The organism is Vibrio tasmaniensis (genome assembly GCF_024347635.1).
Taxonomy (GTDB): Bacteria; Pseudomonadota; Gammaproteobacteria; order Enterobacterales; family Vibrionaceae; genus Vibrio; species Vibrio tasmaniensis.
The window spans coordinates 2,651,466-2,668,988 of sequence record NZ_AP025510.1 but is presented as its reverse complement, the minus strand read 5'-3'; the positions used below and the strand labels follow the sequence as shown (position 1 = coordinate 2,668,988).

Sequence of the window (17,523 nt, the reverse complement as noted above, 5' to 3'; positions counted from 1 at the left end):
GTAACACACTGATAGTTTTGGCTATCGAGGCTCTATTAAGCGATCTATGCGTAATGGGTTGTCAGTAATCTGTGGGTGAATTGAGTTCGTAGATAGAAACCACGAGGTTTGGTTTTGATAGGTTTTCCACTTGCACCGTAAGCTTCAGTTAACACACGACTGTTGGCGGCTTTTGGGCGTAAATGCAGTGCTTCACCGTGTCTTGCTGTTATCTGTTCAACATTACCTAACACGATCAATTCCATCAGCTCTTCCCAATCTCTTTTCAATAGTTCGTCTTCAGCTTGGCTAGGTGTCCATAACAAAGGGGATCCTACATGTCTTTCTGCCAGCGGGATCTCTCTTTCTCCCTCTACCGGGATCCACAACACTTTCGACAGCTTGTTTCGAACGTGACTGGTTTCCCAAGTTATGCCTTGCACACCCATCAATGGTGCTACACAAACAAAGGTGGTTTCGAGTGGCTTCCCTGAATAGCCAATCGGGATGCTTTTTAATTCGATACCGAGCTTGGCAAAATCTTGTTCTGGTTTACTGCCAGCAGGCGCACCTAAGTGCCATTCCAATAGCTGCCCAACCCAGCCTTTATCTCGCTTTAGGTCGTTTGGTACAACCATTTCGGCTTCATCTGCGAGCTCTTTAAAGGTCATCCCTGCAATAGCATAGGCTCTGTCTAACAGCTCTTGTTGTGTTTGTGGTTCTGGTTTCATAATAAAAGGCATGATCAAAAAAATGATTTTACCAGAAGTTATCACCATATGACGACTGGTTAAGAAATGATCGCCTTGCTAGAAAAGGGATCAAACTCATGGTTATCCACAGGACATGAAGGTAATTAATTGAAATATTAATTTAGTGGATAAATAAACAGGGGTTTAAGGTCGATAAAATGCTTGCTAAATGGGGTTCAAAATGAATCTTTCACTTACCTGTGTGGATAAACATCGGAGTGGTTGATCTTTAACCATGTTGAGTTTCTAAAGGATCCTTTACATTTTTATTGTTTTTTAAAATTAAGTTTCAAATTTAATTTGTTGATTTTTAATGAAATAAAATAAAGTTGGTTGATTGGTTGTTTTTAGTGTTGATGAATCTATGGATTAAAAAAAACGATTGAAGGTAATTCTTCACATAGTTATTCACAGAAAAGGTGAATAAATGTGGTCTATGTCTCACTCTTGTGTGGGTAACTAAGATTTGAGCAAAACTTATCCATATTCGTAGTTATTATTCATAAATATAGCGCTTGTCACGTCACTAAGTTTGCTCCGATTGGGGATATGTGGAAAAATCAGTGTAATTAAAAATTTAGATAGAGGTTGGCCAGTGATAGATGGCGATGGTTACCGATTAAATGTTGGTATTGTAATCTGTAACAACCATGGTCAGGTCTTCTGGGCTAAACGATACGGGCAACATTCATGGCAATTCCCTCAAGGGGGAATCGATGAAGGTGAGACTCCGGAACAGGCAATGTACCGCGAGTTGTATGAAGAGGTTGGCCTTACTAAAAAGGATGTAAAGATCGTCGCGACAAGTCGTCATTGGTTACGCTATAAGCTGCCCAAACGACTGGTTCGGTGGGATTCTAAACCTGTCTGTATTGGACAAAAACAGAAGTGGTTTCTTTTACGCTTAGATTGCGATGAATCGCATATCAATATGCAGCGTGGAAGCACACCTGAGTTTGATGGTTGGCGTTGGGTGAGTTACTGGTACCCAGTTCGACAAGTTGTATCTTTCAAGCGAGATGTTTACCGTCGAGCGATGAAAGAATTCGCATCTTTAGCAATGCCGTTTAAAGAGCGAAAAACAAAAGGAAAGCGCAAATTGCGTAGAGGTTAAGCATGCTCAGCCAACTAAGGGAAATAGTTGAACACGTATCAAGAGTTGAAGATGTGTCGACGGCTCTTGATATTTTGGTTAAAGAGACATGCAGCGCGATGCAGACAGAATGTTGCACCGTGTATTTGGCAAATAATGATATGCAGCGCCTTGAGTTGATGGCAACTCAAGGCCTGATCTTCCAAGGTAATAGCATTCACATTGGTTTTGACGAAGGTCTGGTTGGCCTGGTTAAAAGAAGTGCTGAACCTATCAACCTTGCGCAAGCGTCTGCTCATCCTGCTTATAAGTTTTTTCCAGAACTTGGAGAAAAGGTTTATCACGCTTTTCTCGGCACTCCGATTATCCATCGCAAGCAAGTGCTTGGCGTATTGGTCATTCAGCAGAAGTCTCCTCGTTTATTCAGTGAGATGGAAGAATCCTTCCTTGTCACTCTCTCAGCTCAACTTGCGGTTATTGTGGCGCACGCTCAAACTCAAGGCCATTGGCTATTAGAGCAACAGAAGCTACCTGCGACCAAAGGTATCGCTGCTTCATCGGGCGTGGCGATTGGTGACCTGTGGTGGGACAACACTCAGCCTGAACTTACCGATGTTTATCCTGCTTCTACGCTCAATGTAGAGAGAGAACATGAGTTGTTGGCGGTAGCGGTTGAAAACGCCCTCAATGACTTTAAGCGGATGCGAAAGCGCTTAGATAGCGAAATCAATAAAGACGCGTTGGCGATCTTTGACCTGTTCACTCACTTACTCAACGATCCCATGTTGCGTAAGGATCTCAAGAGCCAAATTCAGAAAGGCGACAAAGCAGATTGGGCATTGAGACAGGTTGTTGAGAGTTACTCTAACCGTTTTGCTCGTATGTCAGATGTGTACCTTCGGGAGAGAGCGCAAGACGTCCGAGAGCTTGGGCAAAGACTGCTCTATTTCCTCCACAACTCTGAACATGAACTCCGCACATTAGATAAACCGATTATTTTGGTGGTTCGTGAGTTAACGGCCTCTGTATTAGCGTCTATTCCCAAAGAAAAACTATTAGCGGTTATTTCCTTGGAAGGGGCGGCGAACTCGCACGCAGCGATTTTATCTCGAGCTTTGGGTATTCCTTCTGTTATGGGGGTTAACCTAAATCTTGCTCAAGCTAATGGTAAGCAAGCGATTGTTGACGGGTATAGTGGTGAGATCTTTATTGAGCCGACTCAAAACCTGCTCAAAGAGTATCGGGGGCTGATTCTAGAAGAGAGTGAGCTCTCCTCTATGGTCAATCGAGAACTGTACTTACCGGCAAAAACGAAAGACGACAAGCAAGTCGAGATTCTGCTTAATGCGGGTTTGAGTGCAGACACTAACATCGCTATCAACCAAGGTGTTGATGGGGTCGGGCTGTATCGAACCGAAATTTCTTTCTTGTTGCAGCAGAGGTTTCCGTCAGAGGACGAACAATTCAAGCAATACCGTTCTGTACTCGCGAGCTACCCAGAGAAGCAAGTGGTGATGCGAACCTTGGATATTGGTGGGGATAAGGCGTTACCTTACTTCCCAATCGAAGAAGATAATCCATTTCTTGGCTGGCGTGGTATTCGTTTTACACTCGATCACCCAGATATCTTTATTATTCAACTACGCGCCATGTTGCGTGCTAGCTGTGATAGTCAGAATTTAAGTATTTTATTACCGATGATTTCAGGTGCGCAGGAGCTGGATGATGCGGTTCAGCTTATTGAACAGGCTTACGATGAAGTACACGAGCTTGATAACCGAGTGCGTATGCCTCGCGTTGGTATCATGATCGAAGTGCCATCCATGCTTTACATACTGCCGCTGATTGCTGATAAGGTCGACTTTGTTTCAGTCGGTACCAACGACTTAACGCAATATTTATTAGCGGTTGATCGGAACAATTCACGAGTCTCTGATGTCTATGAATCCATGCACCCAGCGGTGATCATGGCATTAAAACACATTCATGATACTTGTAAGCAATATCAATTGCCTGTGTGTATCTGTGGCGAGCTAGCCGGTGATCCGATGGGCGCGCTGCTATTGATTGGGTTAGGGTATGAGACGTTAAGTATGAATACTTCGAACGTCGCCAGAACCAAATATTTGATTCGCCAATCGAACTTGGTTGAATTACAGGATTTGGCAAATAAGGCACTTTCAAAACCGTATGGTAGTGACATCTATAGTATGATGCTGAACTATTTCGAAGAGCGTGAGTTTACAGGCTTCATTCGAGCAGGTAAAAAATAGGATTTAACGTGTCATATGAACTGATAGGCTTGCTAGCTGGCCTTGGTGCTATTGTTGGTGTTTTAGCTGGCTTGCTAGGCATTGGTGGTGGTTTGCTGGTGGTTCCTGCCTTACTGTTTTTACTTCCTAAAGCAGGTATTCCTCAAGAGTTTGCGATGCAAATGGCATTGGCTACTTCGCTATCAACCATCATCGTTACGTCAGGATCGTCTGCGATTAACCATTTAAAATTGGGTAACGTAGAGATATTTGTCGTTAAATGGTTGATACCAGGTGTCGTGATAGGTGGTTTCCTTGGTTCTTTCGTGGCCGATGTGATTCCAGCTCAATACTTACCAAAAGTCTTTGGTGTGATTGTCTTGGTATTGGCGTTGCAAATGCTGTTGTCTATTCGCTCTAAGAGCCAAAAGTCGATGCCGGGTTCAGCTAAAACCGTGTTGTGTGGTGGCGGTATTGGTTTGGTATCAAGTTTAGCGGGCATTGGCGGTGGGTCTTTATCGGTACCTTTCCTTAATCATCACGGTGTGGAAATGCGTAAAGCCGTAGGCTCATCTTCGGTATGCGGTTGTGTTATCGCGATTTCGGGAATGCTAGGTTTCATTTGGCATGGATCTTCTGTCGATGATCTCCCTGTGTATAGCTTAGGTTATGTTTATCTGCCGGCTTTGATCGCAATATCTTGTACTTCAGTCCTAACTACTCGAGTGGGGGCGAAACTGGCCACTCAACTGCCAACCCCTGTGCTGAAGAAATTTTTTGCGGTATTTTTAATGTTTATAGCAGCGACAATGCTGCTGTAGTGTCTTTTCTGTTAGTTATTGAGCTAACCGTTGATCAATTTAGATAGAGAGCCAAGTATGTCTCAGGGTTTTATCGAATTCCCAAATATCGATCCTGTTCTTATTGAACTAGGACCAATCTCAGTTCGCTGGTACGGCTTAATGTACCTTGTTGGCTTTATTTTTGCTCTTTGGCTAGCAAATCGCCGAGCAGATCAACCTGATAGTGGTTGGACTCGAGAGCAAGTATCAGATTTGCTGTTTGCAGGCTTTCTAGGTGTGGTGCTGGGTGGTCGTATTGGCTACGTACTTTTCTATAACTTTGACCTTTTCCTAGCCGACCCTCTTTACCTCTTTAAGGTATGGACGGGTGGTATGTCTTTCCATGGTGGTTTGCTTGGTGTTATCACTGCGATGTTTTGGTATGCGAAAAAGAACGGTCGAACCTTCTTTGGTGTGGCAGACATGATCGCTCCATTGGTTCCATTTGGTTTGGGCATGGGTCGTTTAGGTAACTTCATGAACAGTGAGCTTTGGGGCCGTGTGACTGATGTGCCATGGGCAATTGTCTTCCCTAACGGTGGACCACTTCCTCGTCACCCATCTCAACTTTATGAGATGGCGCTTGAAGGTATTGTGCTGTTCTTCATCTTGAACTGGTTTATCAAAAAGCCACGTCCTCTTGGTTCTGTATCAGGGTTATTCCTAGCAGGATATGGTACATTCCGCTTCTTAGTAGAATACGTACGTGAACCTGATGCTCACCTAGGTTTGTTCGGTGGATTTATCTCTATGGGACAAATTTTGTCACTGCCAATGGTTATCATCGGTGTGCTGATGATGGTTTGGGCATACAAGCGTGGTCACTACAAAGACGAATTACCACAACAAACGAAGTAAGGAATTGGTGTGAAACAGTATTTAGATCTCTGTCAGCGTATCGTTGATGACGGTACTTGGATTGAAAATGAACGCACGGGCAAGCGCTGCCTAACCGTGATCAATGCTGACCTTGAATATGATGTTGGTAATAACCAATTCCCACTGGTAACAACACGTAAAAGCTTTTGGAAAGCCGCAGTTGCTGAACTGCTTGGTTATATCCGTGGTTACGACAATGCTGAAGATTTTCGCAAGCTAGGGACTAAAACCTGGGATGCGAATTCAAACTTGAACGAGGCATGGCTGAATAACCCTTACCGTAAGGGTGAAGATGACATGGGTCGTGTTTATGGCGTTCAAGGACGTGCATGGGCAAAACCTGACGGCGGTCATATCGACCAACTGAAGAAGATTGTTGATGATCTAACGAACGGTATTGATGACCGCGGCGAGATCTTAAACTTCTACAATCCAGGTGAGTTCCACATGGGATGTTTGCGTCCGTGTATGTACAGCCACCACTTCTCTCTACTTGGTGACACTCTGTACCTAAACAGTACTCAGCGCTCTTGTGATGTGCCTTTAGGTCTGAATTTCAATATGGTTCAAGTGTATGTGTTCCTCGCTATTATGGCGCAGATCACAGGCAAGAAAGCGGGTGTGGCTTACCACAAGCTGGTGAATGCTCATATTTACGAAGATCAACTTGCACCAATGCGCGATGTTCAGTTGAAGCGTGAGCCGTTAGCTGGCCCAACATTCCATATCAACCCGGAGATTAAGTCTCTAGAAGATTTGGAAACATGGGTAACGATGGATGACTTCTGGGTTGAAGGTTACGAATGTCATGAAGCGATTAAGTACCCATTCTCGGTTTAATCTAATCCGCTTTGTTTGATCGAAAGGCTGCCACTGTGCAGTCTTTTTTGTATCCAAGTTGTAGTGACGAGTAATCGAGATGCGAAGAGCATGAGATGTCGTCACTCCCTAGACTGACGAAGGAGGGAGTAGGGAATCTCTTTCGTGGTGTGTTTGTGATATTCCTTATCACGCTCGTGCCTCGCTGTAGGGAATAACGGTTTTTATCTGCTTTTGCTTTTGCTTTTCGTACTCGCTACTCGAATCCCACATCTTCTTTTGCTTCCCTCATCTGCTCTTAAAAGAAAAAGCCCGCAACCTAGGAGGTTGCGGGCTTTGCTATAAGCGATGTGTCTTAGCGGTTAAGCTATCTAATTATTAAGCCGTTAGTGCTAACACGCTACCCGGCAGTACAAGGAATACAGCAACAAGATAACCAGCTACTACAGCTTTGTTTTTCACTGCCATGTCTGAAATGATGTCAGCTGCTTTCACTGGAAGTTCACGTAGGAACGGAATACCAAAGATGAATACCGTTGCCATGATGTTGAACACCAAGTGTACTAGAGCAATCTGTAGTGCGAATACTGCGAACTCACCAGATACTGCTGTCGCTGCTAATAGCGCGGTAATACACGTACCGATGTTTGCACCCAAAGTGAATGGGTAAACGTCACGTACTTTAAGAACACCTGAACCAACTAGTGGAACCATCAAGCTTGTTGTCGTTGAAGAAGACTGAACAAGGATAGTCACGATAGAGCCAGAAGCGATACCGTGGATAGGACCACGACCGATTGCGTTCTTTAGAATCTCACGAGCACGGCCAACCATTAGGCTCTTCATTAGCTTACCCATTACCGTGATAGCTACGAAGATAGTCGCGATACCTAGAACGATAAGCATAACCCCACCAACAGTGTCGCCAAACGTTGATAGTGGTTCTTTAATCGCACTGACCACAGGTTTAGTAATTGGCTTGATGAAGTTAAGACCACCCATGCTCATATCACCTGTTGCTAGCATCGGTGATACCAACCAGTGAGAAATTTTCTCTAAAATACCAAACGCCATCTCTAGTGGTAGGAAGATAGCAACGGCTAATAGGTTAAAGAAGTCGTGAATAGTCGCACTTGCGAATGCACGTTTGAACTCTTCTTTACAACGAACATGACCAAGGCTAACTAGTGTATTGGTTACTGTAGTACCAATGTTTGCACCCATGATCATAGGGATTGCTAGCTCAACAGGTAAACCACCTGCCACAAGGCCAACGATAATTGAAGTAACTGTACTTGATGATTGAATAAGTGCTGTTGCCACTAAACCAATCATTAAGCCTGCAACTGGGTGTGAAGCAAATTCGAAAAGAACCTTTGCTTGCTCGCCTGTTGCCCATTTGAAGCCTGTACCAACCATTGAAACTGAAAGTAATAGTAGGTAAAGCATGAATGCCAAGTTAGCCCAGCGTAGCCAACGAGTTGTGCTCGAGATAGGCGCTGCTGCAGTAGTAGCTTGGTTCATAATGTTTTCTCCATTGGACCGCTTTAGTCTGTGTTTGGTCTGTTTGTTTAATCTGAGCGTGATGTTAGAGAACAAATATTTCAGTAATATTACATTTTGGTTTAGGTGAGACTTTTTTGTGATGATTTGCCCTTTAAATATTAACTCTTGAAATGGAGTGTGTTTAAGTGATTGTTTTTATTTGATTTTATTCTTGTTTTTAATGGGTGATATAGATCTTAAAAGTTAGAGAAAAATTGAAAATAATCGCTGAAATATTACATTATGAAATCAGACACTTCGTAAAAATAAGTAGTAATGCTTAGTTAAGTCTGGTTTTTCCGAGTTTGTTGAGCGGTGGTGTCATATTTGATATAACAGGTCATCTACTCTTTATTACGGCACACTTATGTCGCACCTCAACTATAACCACCTTTATTACTTCTGGATGGTTTGCAAGCAAGGCTCTGTTACCAAAGCTGCAGAAGCCCTATTCCTAACACCACAAACGGTAACTGGTCAAATAAAAGCCTTAGAAGAGCGTATGGATGGCAAGTTGACCAAGCGCAATGGCCGCAGTGTTGAGCCTACAGAGCTTGGGCAGCTGGTCTTTAAGTACGCTGACCGTATGTTTGGCCTGAGTTACGAGATGTTGGATATCGTGAATTACAGCCAGCACTCCAATATTCTGTTTGATGTTGGTGTGGCAGATGCATTGTCTAAAAGGCTTGTCAGCAAGATTTTGATGTCGACCATTCCACCAGATAACAGTATTCATTTACGCTGTTTTGAGTCGACCCATGAAATGCTACTCGAACAACTCTCTCAGCATAAGCTCGATATGATTCTTTCCGACTGTCCGGTGGATTCTAGTCAAAGCCCAGGCCTGTTTAGTAAGAAACTTGGTGAGAGTGGCATGAGTTTTTTCTGTTCAGGCAAAGTCGAAGGGATTAGTTTTCCAGCCGTGTTAGAACAAAGGAAGCTTCTAATTCCCGGAAGTCGAACTTCTATGGGGAGGAAAGTACTGCAGTGGTTTGATAGGCAAGGACTTAAGCCTGATATTTTGGGTGAGTTTGATGACGCGGCATTGATGAAGGCTTTCGCTCGTTACCACCATGATGCAATTTTCTTAGCGCCTACGCTTTATATGTCGGAGGTTGAGGAGGATACCTCACTGCAATTGTTGGGTGGCATTGAAGAGTTAAAAGAGGAGTACTACGTCATATTTGCTGAGAGGATGATCCAACATCCAGCAGTAAAAAATGTATGTGACGCAGATTTTAGCAAATTGTTCGAGTGAGCTTGTTTGTTAATGAATTGATATCGATTATCATGACTTCATAATTTGCCGGAAATACTGATAGCCCGAACTTGGCTTAAAGGTTGTAGGGAGCCAAACTATGAACTTGAAAGAGATGGAGAAGAATTCAGCACAAGCTGTGATTCTACTCAAAGCTATGGCCAATGAGCGTCGCTTACAGATTCTGTGCCTATTGCATGGTACTGAGCTGTCGGTTGGGGAGTTGTGTGGCAAGTTGGAATTGAGTCAATCTGCTTTATCTCAACATCTTGCTTGGTTGAGAAGAGATGGTTTGGTCGAAACTCGCAAAGAAGCTCAAACAGTGTATTACACATTGAGCAGTGAAGAAGTAAAAGCGATGATTAACCTACTGCATGGTATGTACTGCAAGTAGTTTATTGCTGGTGGGAAAGTGATTTCTTCTCAGGGATAAGGCTGATACAAGGAAGTGTCAGTCATTCACGCCTAACGTTAGTGACTACCTATCTATCTATCTTTTTTCTTGTCTGCTTTTTTCTAGTTGTGTGTTTTTACTTGCTTAGTTGTCTATTGGTAAGCGAAATGGCTTTTAGTAAACAAGTGCTTGTCAGTTGATAAAATACCCAGCAGCCAGAAAAATCGCTGTGTTACTCAAAATTTAGATATAAAAAAACCGGCCGAGGCCGGTTTTTTTCGTTTTGCGTTGTAATCAAATTTCTATTAAAGAGCTTTGATTGCAGCAGCGAAACGAGACTTATGACGTGCAGCTTTATTCTTATGAATAAGGCCTTTAGTCGCCATGCGGTCTAGAAGAGGTGTAACTTCTACAAGAGCAGCAGTTGCAGCTTCTTTATTGCCAGCTTCAATAGCTGCAATAGTTTTTTTCATGTAAGTGCGCATCATAGAACGACGGCTAGCATTGTGCTGGCGACGTTTCTCAGCTTGGATAGCGCGCTTCTTAGCAGATTTACTGTTTGCCAAGGTCTAACTCCCAAAAACTTAGTTCGGTGACAATTTAAGGGCGAGGACTATCCCTCATAGGCGCTTAATTGTCAAATGATTTGTGCAAAAACCAATCGTAGCCAAACAAACTTTGGTATGGAAAGGTCATCGCGGTTAAGATGGCGGGGATTCTAACAGCATTTTTAGACCAATGCTAATAAATATGCTTCTTAGGACAGGATAGTATTTATCCTCGCTTGAAAGTAATCAACCAGTGTCAGAGGTTTGTGTGAGTAAACGACTATTAAAGTCAGGCCTGATTGTCAGTGCAATGACTTTTGTTTCCCGAGTGTTGGGGCTAGTACGTGATGTCGTAGTAGCAAATTTGATGGGAGCAGGAGCGAGTGCCGACGTATTTTTCTTCGCTAATAAAATTCCTAATTTCTTACGTCGACTTTTTGCAGAAGGTGCGTTTTCTCAAGCGTTTGTTCCTGTATTAACAGAATATCACGCCGCAGGTGATAAAGATAAGACGCGAGATTTAATTGCCAAAGTGTCGGGTACGCTCGGGGTACTAGTTTCTATCGTCACCGTGATCGGGGTGTTAGGCTCGGGTGTAATCACAGCGATGTTTGGCGCCGGTTGGTTTATCGACTGGTTAAATGATGGCCCAGCCGCACCAAAATTTGAGCTGGCGAGCTTTATGCTCAAGATTACCTTTCCTTATTTATGGTTTATCACCTTTGTTGCTTTATCTGGTGCCATTCTTAATACATTAGGTAAATTTGCCGTTTCCTCTTTTACACCTGTGTTCCTGAACGTAATGATCATAGGTTCTGCATGGTTTATCTCTCCTAATCTAGAGCAACCCGAAATTGGCTTAGCCATCGGTGTGTTTCTTGGTGGTTTAGTCCAGTTCCTTTTCCAAATGCCTTTCTTGATTAAAGCGGGGGTGTTGGTTAAGCCGAAGTGGGGTTGGAGAGATCCCGGTGTCGTTAAGATCCGCACGCTAATGATCCCTGCCTTGTTTGGTGTGTCAGTGAGCCAAATCAACTTGTTGTTCGATACCTTCATTGCCAGCTTTCTAGCAACCGGATCTATCAGTTGGCTATATTACTCAGATCGATTATTGGAATTCCCACTCGGTTTGTTCGGTATTGCCATCGCGACGGTTATTCTTCCTGCTTTGTCGCGTAAACACGTTGATGCTCAAGGGGAAGGGTTTGCGCATACAATGGACTGGGGCGTGCGCATGGTTTTACTGCTTGGCATTCCTGCGATGTTAGGTCTTATTATTTTAGCGAAGCCGATGCTGATGGTGTTGTTTATGCGTGGTGAGTTTTCTCCTCATGATGTTAATCAGGCTTCCATGTCTTTAGTGGCTTACGCTTCAGGCTTGCTTAACTTCATGTTGATTAAAGTGTTGGCTCCGGGCTATTACTCTCGCCAAGATACTAAAACCCCTGTGAAGTACGGCATTATCGCGATGGTCACTAACATGGTGTTCAACGCGATCTTCGCTTATTTCTATGGTTATGTTGGCTTGGCAATCGCAACGGCGTTATCTGCGTTCGTGAACATGAGTCTACTTTATCGTGGTCTACATATAGCGGGTGTTTATCGTTTAACCAAGACTACATTGTTGTTTAGCCTTAAATTATTGGTCTCTGGTACTGTGATGGTTGGCGTGATTTTATGGCAACTAGACAATATGCAGTTGTGGCTTGATTGGAGTTTCAACCAAAGAGCGTTGACGCTAACAGGGTTGATCGCACTTGGTGGCTTTGCTTATATTGTGTCGGTACTGGTTTTAGGTATCCGAGTAAAACATTTAAAAGCAGCGACAGATTAATACTGATTAGTATATAATCCGTCGGTTTCACACAATAAATGATGCAAATAACAGGTTTTAGCTGATCACAATGGAACTGATCCGAGGTATACACAATATTAAAGCACAGCATCATGGCTGTGTATTAACCATAGGTAACTTCGATGGTGTTCATTTAGGGCATCAAGAGGTTCTGAGCCAGGTTTCTAAACAAGCTACAGCACTGGGACTCCCTTCTGTTGTCATGACGTTTGAACCGCAACCTATGGAGTTGTTTGCTAAAGGTCGGGCGCCAGCACGTTTAACTCGCTTGCGAGATAAGTACGTGCAATTGAGCAAGCTAGATATCAGTCGTTTATTGTGTGTGAATTTTAATCAGTATTTTGCAAGCTTGTCTGCGGAAGCGTTCATTAAGGATCTTTTGGTTGATAAGCTTGGTGTGAAATTCTTGGTGGTTGGTGACGACTTTTGCTTTGGCAAAGGCCGAACAGGTAGTTTCGCTATGCTTAAAGAAGCGGGCGAAAAATATGGTTTTGAGGTGGTGAGCACCCAAAGCTATTGCTTAAACCAATTACGAGTAAGCAGCACTGAGATACGAAATGCGTTAGCGGCCAATGACTTGGCTTCTAGTGCTACCATGCTTGGGCGTGACTACAGTATCAGTGGTCGTGTTTCTCATGGTCGTAAACTAGGGAGAACTATCGGTTTCCCTACCGCTAATATTCCATTAAAACGTTGTGTTTCTCCTGTGTCGGGAGTGTATGTTGTTGAAGCATTAGATATCGACGGTGTTCCTGTCGGTGGTGTTGCTAATATTGGACAACGACCAACAGTTAATGGTGTAAGGCAGCAATTAGAAGTGCATTTTTTTGACTTTAAAGCCAATTTATATGGTAAACAGTTAGAAGTGCGACTTTTGCATAAACTGCGCGACGAGATAAAGTTTGAGTCGTTCGACGCATTAAAGAATCAAATAGAATTGGATGCTGAAGCCGCAAGGGTGTGGCTGCTTCAGCTAAAGAATTAGTCGGATAATTCCACCGATTAACATAATGTCTAACTTCGCCCAATATAACGGAATTAAGAATCGATGAGTGATTATAAAGATACCCTGAACTTACCAGAAACAGGGTTCCCAATGCGTGGCAATCTGGCAAATCGTGAACCAGAGATGCTGAAGCGTTGGTACAAAGAAGACCTTTACGGTGAGATCCGTAAGGCAAAGAAAGGTAAAAAATCTTTCGTACTGCATGATGGCCCTCCATACGCGAACGGCGACATTCACATTGGCCACGCGCTGAACAAGATTCTTAAAGACATTATTATCAAATCTAAGACCCTTTCTGGTTTTGATGCACCGTACATCCCAGGTTGGGACTGTCACGGTCTTCCAATCGAGTTGATGGTTGAGAAGAAGAAAGGTAAGCCTGGTCAGAAGATTTCGGCTGCTGAATTCCGCGAAGAGTGTCGTAAGTACGCTGCGGGCCAAGTTGAAGGTCAGAAAGAGAGCTTCAAACGTCTTGGTATCATGGGCGAGTGGGATAAACCTTACCGCACTATGGATTTTGGCACTGAAGCGAACATCATTCGTTCTCTAGGTAAAATCGCAGACAAAGGTCACCTTCTTAAAGGTTTCAAACCAGTTCACTGGTGTACTGACTGTGGTTCTGCTTTGGCTGAAGCTGAAGTTGAATATAAAGATAAAGTGTCTCCATCTATCGATGTTAAATTCTCTGCAGCTGACGAAGCGGCTCTACTAGAGAAATTTACTCTAGCGGAAGGTCACGCGGGTCAGGGCGAAATCTCTATCGTTATTTGGACGACAACACCGTGGACTCTGCCGGCTAACCGCGCAGTATGTCTACGTGATGATCTTGAATACGTACTTATCCAAGTTGAAGCGAATGGCGAACAGCCAGCTCAACGTATTGTTGTTGCTTCTGAACTAGCAAAAGACGTAATGGATCGTGCGGGTATCGAGCACTTCCATAACCTTGGTTTTGCTACTGGTGCTGATCTTGAGCTTTCTCAGTTCAACCACCCGTTCTACAACTTTACGGTTCCTGTTGTTCTTGGCGACCACGTTACAACGGATTCTGGTACTGGTGTGGTTCATACCGCTCCTGGTCACGGTCAAGAGGATTTCGTGGTTGGTAAGAAGTACAACCTAGAGATTGCTAACCCAGTAGGTTCTAACGGCGTTTACCTGCCAGACACTGAGCTTTTTGCTGGTCAGCATGTATTCAAAGCGAACGACTCTGTTTTAGAAGTTCTAAAAGAGAAAGGTGCATTACTGCATCATCACGCTTACGAGCACAGCTACCCACACTGTTGGAGACACAAAACTCCAATCATCTTCCGTGCAACACCGCAGTGGTTCATCTCAATGGATCAAGCAGGCCTACGTGCAAAAGCACTTGAGTCAACGAAGAATGTTGAGTGGATGCCGGAATGGGGTCAAAGCCGTATCGAAGGTATGATCGAAGGTCGCCCTGAGTGGTGTATCTCTCGTCAACGTACTTGGGGTGTGCCAATTGCTCTGTTCGTTCATAAAGAAACATCAGAACTTCACCCAGATAGCCCAGCTCTTATTGAAAAAGTAGCGAAGCTTGTGGAAGAAAAAGGCATTCAAGCTTGGTGGGATGTAGATGCTGCTGAACTGATGGGTACTGAAGATGCTGACAAGTACGAGAAAGTACTTGATACGCTAGACGTATGGTTTGACTCAGGTGTAACGCACTTCTCTGTTGTGGATTCTCGTGAAGAGTACAACTTCCCGAATGAAGAAAGAACGCACAGTGCTGATCTTTACCTTGAAGGTTCTGACCAACACCGTGGCTGGTTCCAGTCATCTTTGATTTCATCTATCGCGATGAAAGACGAAGCACCATACAAGCAAGTGTTAACGCACGGTTTCGTGGTTGATGGTAACGGCCGTAAGATGTCTAAATCTATCGGTAACGTTGTTGCTCCTAAAGATGTAACCAACAAGCTAGGCGCAGATATTCTACGTCTATGGGTTGCTTCTACGGATTACACTAACGAAGTTGCGGTTTCTGATGAGATCCTTAAGCGTTCTGCTGATGCATACCGTCGTATTCGTAACACGGCTCGTTTCTTCCTAGCGAACTTGAACGGTTTCAACCCTGAAACTGACCTAGTGCCTGCTGAAGAAATGGTTGCACTTGATCGCTGGGCTGTTGGCCGCGCTCAAGCTGCACAAGAAGAGATCGTTAAAGCATACGGTGAGTACAACACTCACGGTGTAACTCAACGTCTAATGCAGTTCTGTTCTATCGAAATGGGTTCTTTCTACCTAGACGTAATTAAAGACCGTCAGTACACAGCGAAACAGGGCAGCCATGCTCAACGTAGCTGTCAAACGGCGCTTTACTACATCGTAGAAGCTCTAGTTCGTTGGATGGCGCCTATCATGTCGTTCACTGCAGATGAAATCTGGAACGAGATGCCAAGCTCTCTACCAACTGGAGAGCAGCGCGACACGTTTGTATTCACAGGCGAGTGGTTCGAAGGCCTATTTGGTCTTGCTGACGACGAAGAGCTAAGCAACGAATTCTGGACTGAAATTCAGTCAATTCGTGGCGCAGTGAACAAGCTTCTTGAAGATGCTCGTAAAGAGAAAACAATCGGTGGTGCACTGCAGGCCGAAGTTACTCTATACGCTGACGATGCACTAGCGGCTAAAATCAACAAGCTAGAAGATGAGCTACGTTTCGTACTTATCACTTCTGCTGCGGTTGTTAAGCCAGTTAGCGATAAGTCTGATACAGCTCAAGCGACAGACGTTGAAGGTCTATACGTTGAAGTTGCAGCAACTGAAGCTGAGAAGTGTGACCGTTGCTGGCACCACACTCCAGATGTAGGCACAATTGAAGGTCACGAGAAAATTTGTGGTCGTTGTGTGTCGAACATTGACGGTGAAGGCGAAGTGCGTAAGTTCGCTTAACGACTCAGAGAAAGACTGAACTTTTTGTAAAAATCATAGCCCCAGTATCAACTGGGGTTATTTTTAATTATAGGAAATGTGTTTAGCCAAGTTTGGTAGTCAAGGTCACTTAAATTGAGTAACAGTGAATACCAGCTTCGTAAATACTAGGAATAGAAATGAGTGAAGTTTCGTTAAAACAATCTGGTGTGCGTTGGTTGTGGTTGGCCCTACTGGTCTTCCTTGCAGATATCGGCATTAAACTCTTTGTCATGGACAACATGGGTTATGGTTGGGCAAACCGCATTGAGGTGTTGCCATTCTTTAACTTTTTGTATGTGCATAACTACGGCGCAGCATTTAGCTTCTTGAGTGATCAAAGTGGCTGGCAGCGTTGGCTATTTACGGGTATCGCATTCGTAGTCACGGGTATGCTGACGTACTGGATGAGCAAGCTACCAGCAACAGATAAGTGGAACAACATTGCTTATGCGATCATCATTGGTGGCGCTGTTGGTAACGTGTTCGACCGTGTTGTACATGGCTTTGTTGTCGATTACTTAGACTTCTATTGGGGCACTTACCACTGGCCTGCATTTAACCTAGCGGATATGGGAATCTGTATCGGCGCAGCGATGATCATCTTAGATGGTTTTCGCAAGAAAGATGAAAGCAAATAGACTACTCAGACATTAATGAGTAGTCAGTAAATCGCTTTGTAATAGTTTGTCCTAAAGTCAGTCTATGACTCACAGATTAGAATAGCCCTAAGCGCTGTCGGTTGATTCCGACGGCGCTTTTTTTTATGCTGCAATTAATAAGGGAGCAAAGCAGAATGCGTTCTCAAATAATAAAGAAATCTAAGGAAAGTAACGTGGCAGCAATTAAAAATGATTCAGCAGTAACTCTACATTTTACGATTAAAATGAAGGATGGTTCAGTTGCCGATAGCACCGAAAATATGGGTAAGCCTGCAAAGTTCGTAATGGGTGATGGCAGCCTAAGTGAGAACTTTGAACAGTGCCTGATTGGCCTTGAAACGGGCACTGAAAAGTCTATTGAATTGAAGGCGGAAGACGCGTTTGGTATGCCTAATCCAGATCATATTCATCATATGGATCGTGCTAAGTTTGTTGGCGATTCTGAAGTCGAAGTTGGCACTATTATGGCTTTCTCTGGTCCTGACGGTATGGAAATTCCAGGTATTATCACTGAGATCGCGGGTGATTCCGTGACGGTTGATTTTAATCACCCATTAGCCGGCCAAGACGTTACGTTTGACGTCAACATCTTAGCTGTGGAACAACGATAGACTAACATCACCTTACAGCTGTGATGTAACCCAGAGCTTCACTGTCTAGACGCTTCACTGTAGAATGCGAACCTCGCTGACAGCGAACTCTATA

15 protein-coding genes are annotated in these 17,523 nt (G+C 43.9%); 12 read left to right on the top strand and 3 right to left on the bottom strand.

The features are described 5' to 3' along the window. Positions 1 to 44 precede the first annotated feature (44 nt). Complete coding sequence (mutH, locus tag OCV44_RS11950) at positions 45 to 710, bottom strand: DNA mismatch repair endonuclease MutH (RefSeq protein WP_139683864.1); 666 nt, start codon at positions 708 to 710, stop codon at positions 45 to 47. A 616-nt stretch (positions 711 to 1,326) separates the two neighbouring features. Between mutH and rppH the strand changes: the two genes are divergently transcribed. From rppH to OCV44_RS11925, 5 genes are read left to right on the top strand one after another with little or no spacing between them, the layout of a single operon-like run. Continuing rightward, positions 1,327 to 1,845: an RNA pyrophosphohydrolase gene (gene rppH, locus OCV44_RS11945; protein WP_009848435.1), complete on the top strand. Its 519-nt coding sequence runs from the start codon at positions 1,327 to 1,329 to the stop codon at positions 1,843 to 1,845. A 2-nt stretch (positions 1,846 to 1,847) separates the two neighbouring features. Then, on the top strand, positions 1,848 to 4,097 hold the full coding sequence (gene ptsP / locus OCV44_RS11940; protein WP_139683865.1) for a phosphoenolpyruvate--protein phosphotransferase: 2,250 nt from the start codon (positions 1,848 to 1,850) through the stop codon (positions 4,095 to 4,097). 8 nt (positions 4,098 to 4,105) lie between these two features. Continuing rightward, the gene (locus tag OCV44_RS11935; RefSeq protein WP_139683866.1) at positions 4,106 to 4,897 is read left to right on the top strand and encodes a sulfite exporter TauE/SafE family protein; all 792 of its coding nucleotides are present in this window, start codon (positions 4,106 to 4,108) and stop codon (positions 4,895 to 4,897) included. A 57-nt stretch (positions 4,898 to 4,954) separates the two neighbouring features. Next, a complete protein-coding gene (lgt, locus tag OCV44_RS11930) occupies positions 4,955 to 5,776 on the top strand; it encodes a prolipoprotein diacylglyceryl transferase (RefSeq protein WP_139683867.1) in 822 nt (273 codons plus the stop codon). Positions 5,777 to 5,785: 9 nt separating this feature from the next. After that, positions 5,786 to 6,637, top strand: a complete 852-nt coding sequence (locus OCV44_RS11925) for a thymidylate synthase (protein ID WP_010434826.1) — start codon at positions 5,786 to 5,788, stop codon at positions 6,635 to 6,637. Between the two features lie 357 nt (positions 6,638 to 6,994). Here the strand turns inward: OCV44_RS11925 and OCV44_RS11920 are convergent, their stop codons facing one another. Continuing rightward, positions 6,995 to 8,140, bottom strand: a complete 1,146-nt coding sequence (locus OCV44_RS11920) for a Na/Pi symporter (RefSeq protein ID WP_139683868.1) — start codon at positions 8,138 to 8,140, stop codon at positions 6,995 to 6,997. Between the two features lie 388 nt (positions 8,141 to 8,528). Here OCV44_RS11920 and nhaR point away from each other — a divergent pair, with 388 nt between their 5' ends. Together nhaR and OCV44_RS11910 are read left to right on the top strand one after the other, a co-directional pair. Then, entirely contained in the window at positions 8,529 to 9,419 is an 891-nt protein-coding gene (nhaR, locus tag OCV44_RS11915; protein WP_086050040.1) for a transcriptional activator NhaR, read from the top strand. 100 nt (positions 9,420 to 9,519) lie between these two features. Then, positions 9,520 to 9,813 carry an ArsR/SmtB family transcription factor gene (locus OCV44_RS11910; RefSeq protein WP_009848443.1) on the top strand — a complete coding sequence of 98 codons (294 nt, stop codon included), beginning with the start codon at positions 9,520 to 9,522 and terminating at the stop codon, positions 9,811 to 9,813. 305 nt (positions 9,814 to 10,118) lie between these two features. On the opposite strand, the gene rpsT is transcribed toward OCV44_RS11910, so the two are convergent. Further along, a complete protein-coding gene (gene rpsT / locus OCV44_RS11905; RefSeq protein ID WP_012603273.1) occupies positions 10,119 to 10,379 on the bottom strand; it encodes a 30S ribosomal protein S20 in 261 nt (86 codons plus the stop codon). Positions 10,380 to 10,629: 250 nt separating this feature from the next. On the opposite strand from rpsT, the gene murJ reads away from it, so the two are divergent. The 5 genes from murJ (at position 10,630) to fkpB (ending at position 17,429) form a co-directional block, all read left to right on the top strand. Next, positions 10,630 to 12,192 (top strand): murein biosynthesis integral membrane protein MurJ, encoded by a 1,563-nt coding sequence (gene murJ, locus OCV44_RS11900; protein ID WP_139683869.1) that lies wholly within the window; start codon positions 10,630 to 10,632, stop codon positions 12,190 to 12,192. A 70-nt stretch (positions 12,193 to 12,262) separates the two neighbouring features. Further along, positions 12,263 to 13,198, top strand: a complete 936-nt coding sequence (gene ribF, locus OCV44_RS11895; RefSeq protein WP_086050038.1) for a bifunctional riboflavin kinase/FAD synthetase — start codon at positions 12,263 to 12,265, stop codon at positions 13,196 to 13,198. 63 nt (positions 13,199 to 13,261) lie between these two features. Next, positions 13,262 to 16,138 (top strand): isoleucine--tRNA ligase, encoded by a 2,877-nt coding sequence (ileS, locus tag OCV44_RS11890; protein ID WP_139683870.1) that lies wholly within the window; start codon positions 13,262 to 13,264, stop codon positions 16,136 to 16,138. A 158-nt stretch (positions 16,139 to 16,296) separates the two neighbouring features. Continuing rightward, positions 16,297 to 16,797, top strand: coding sequence for a signal peptidase II (lspA, locus tag OCV44_RS11885; protein WP_139683871.1), 501 nt, complete (start codon positions 16,297 to 16,299; stop codon positions 16,795 to 16,797). Between the two features lie 194 nt (positions 16,798 to 16,991). Beyond that, positions 16,992 to 17,429 carry an FKBP-type peptidyl-prolyl cis-trans isomerase gene (gene fkpB / locus OCV44_RS11880; protein ID WP_139683872.1) on the top strand — a complete coding sequence of 146 codons (438 nt, stop codon included), beginning with the start codon at positions 16,992 to 16,994 and terminating at the stop codon, positions 17,427 to 17,429. The last annotated feature ends 94 nt before the right edge of the window (positions 17,430 to 17,523 follow it).

Coding starts and splice junctions, on each gene's coding strand:
- mutH (WP_139683864.1), bottom strand. CDS start 710: ATGAAACCAGAACCACAAACACAACAAGAGCTGTTAGACAGAGCCTAT.
- ptsP (WP_139683865.1), top strand. CDS start 1,848: ATGCTCAGCCAACTAAGGGAAATAGTTGAACACGTATCAAGAGTTGAA.
- lgt (WP_139683867.1), top strand. CDS start 4,955: ATGTCTCAGGGTTTTATCGAATTCCCAAATATCGATCCTGTTCTTATT.
- OCV44_RS11920 (WP_139683868.1), bottom strand. CDS start 8,140: ATGAACCAAGCTACTACTGCAGCAGCGCCTATCTCGAGCACAACTCGT.
- nhaR (WP_086050040.1), top strand. CDS start 8,529: ATGTCGCACCTCAACTATAACCACCTTTATTACTTCTGGATGGTTTGC.
- OCV44_RS11910 (WP_009848443.1), top strand. CDS start 9,520: ATGAACTTGAAAGAGATGGAGAAGAATTCAGCACAAGCTGTGATTCTA.
- ribF (WP_086050038.1), top strand. CDS start 12,263: ATGGAACTGATCCGAGGTATACACAATATTAAAGCACAGCATCATGGC.
- ileS (WP_139683870.1), top strand. CDS start 13,262: ATGAGTGATTATAAAGATACCCTGAACTTACCAGAAACAGGGTTCCCA.
- lspA (WP_139683871.1), top strand. CDS start 16,297: ATGAGTGAAGTTTCGTTAAAACAATCTGGTGTGCGTTGGTTGTGGTTG.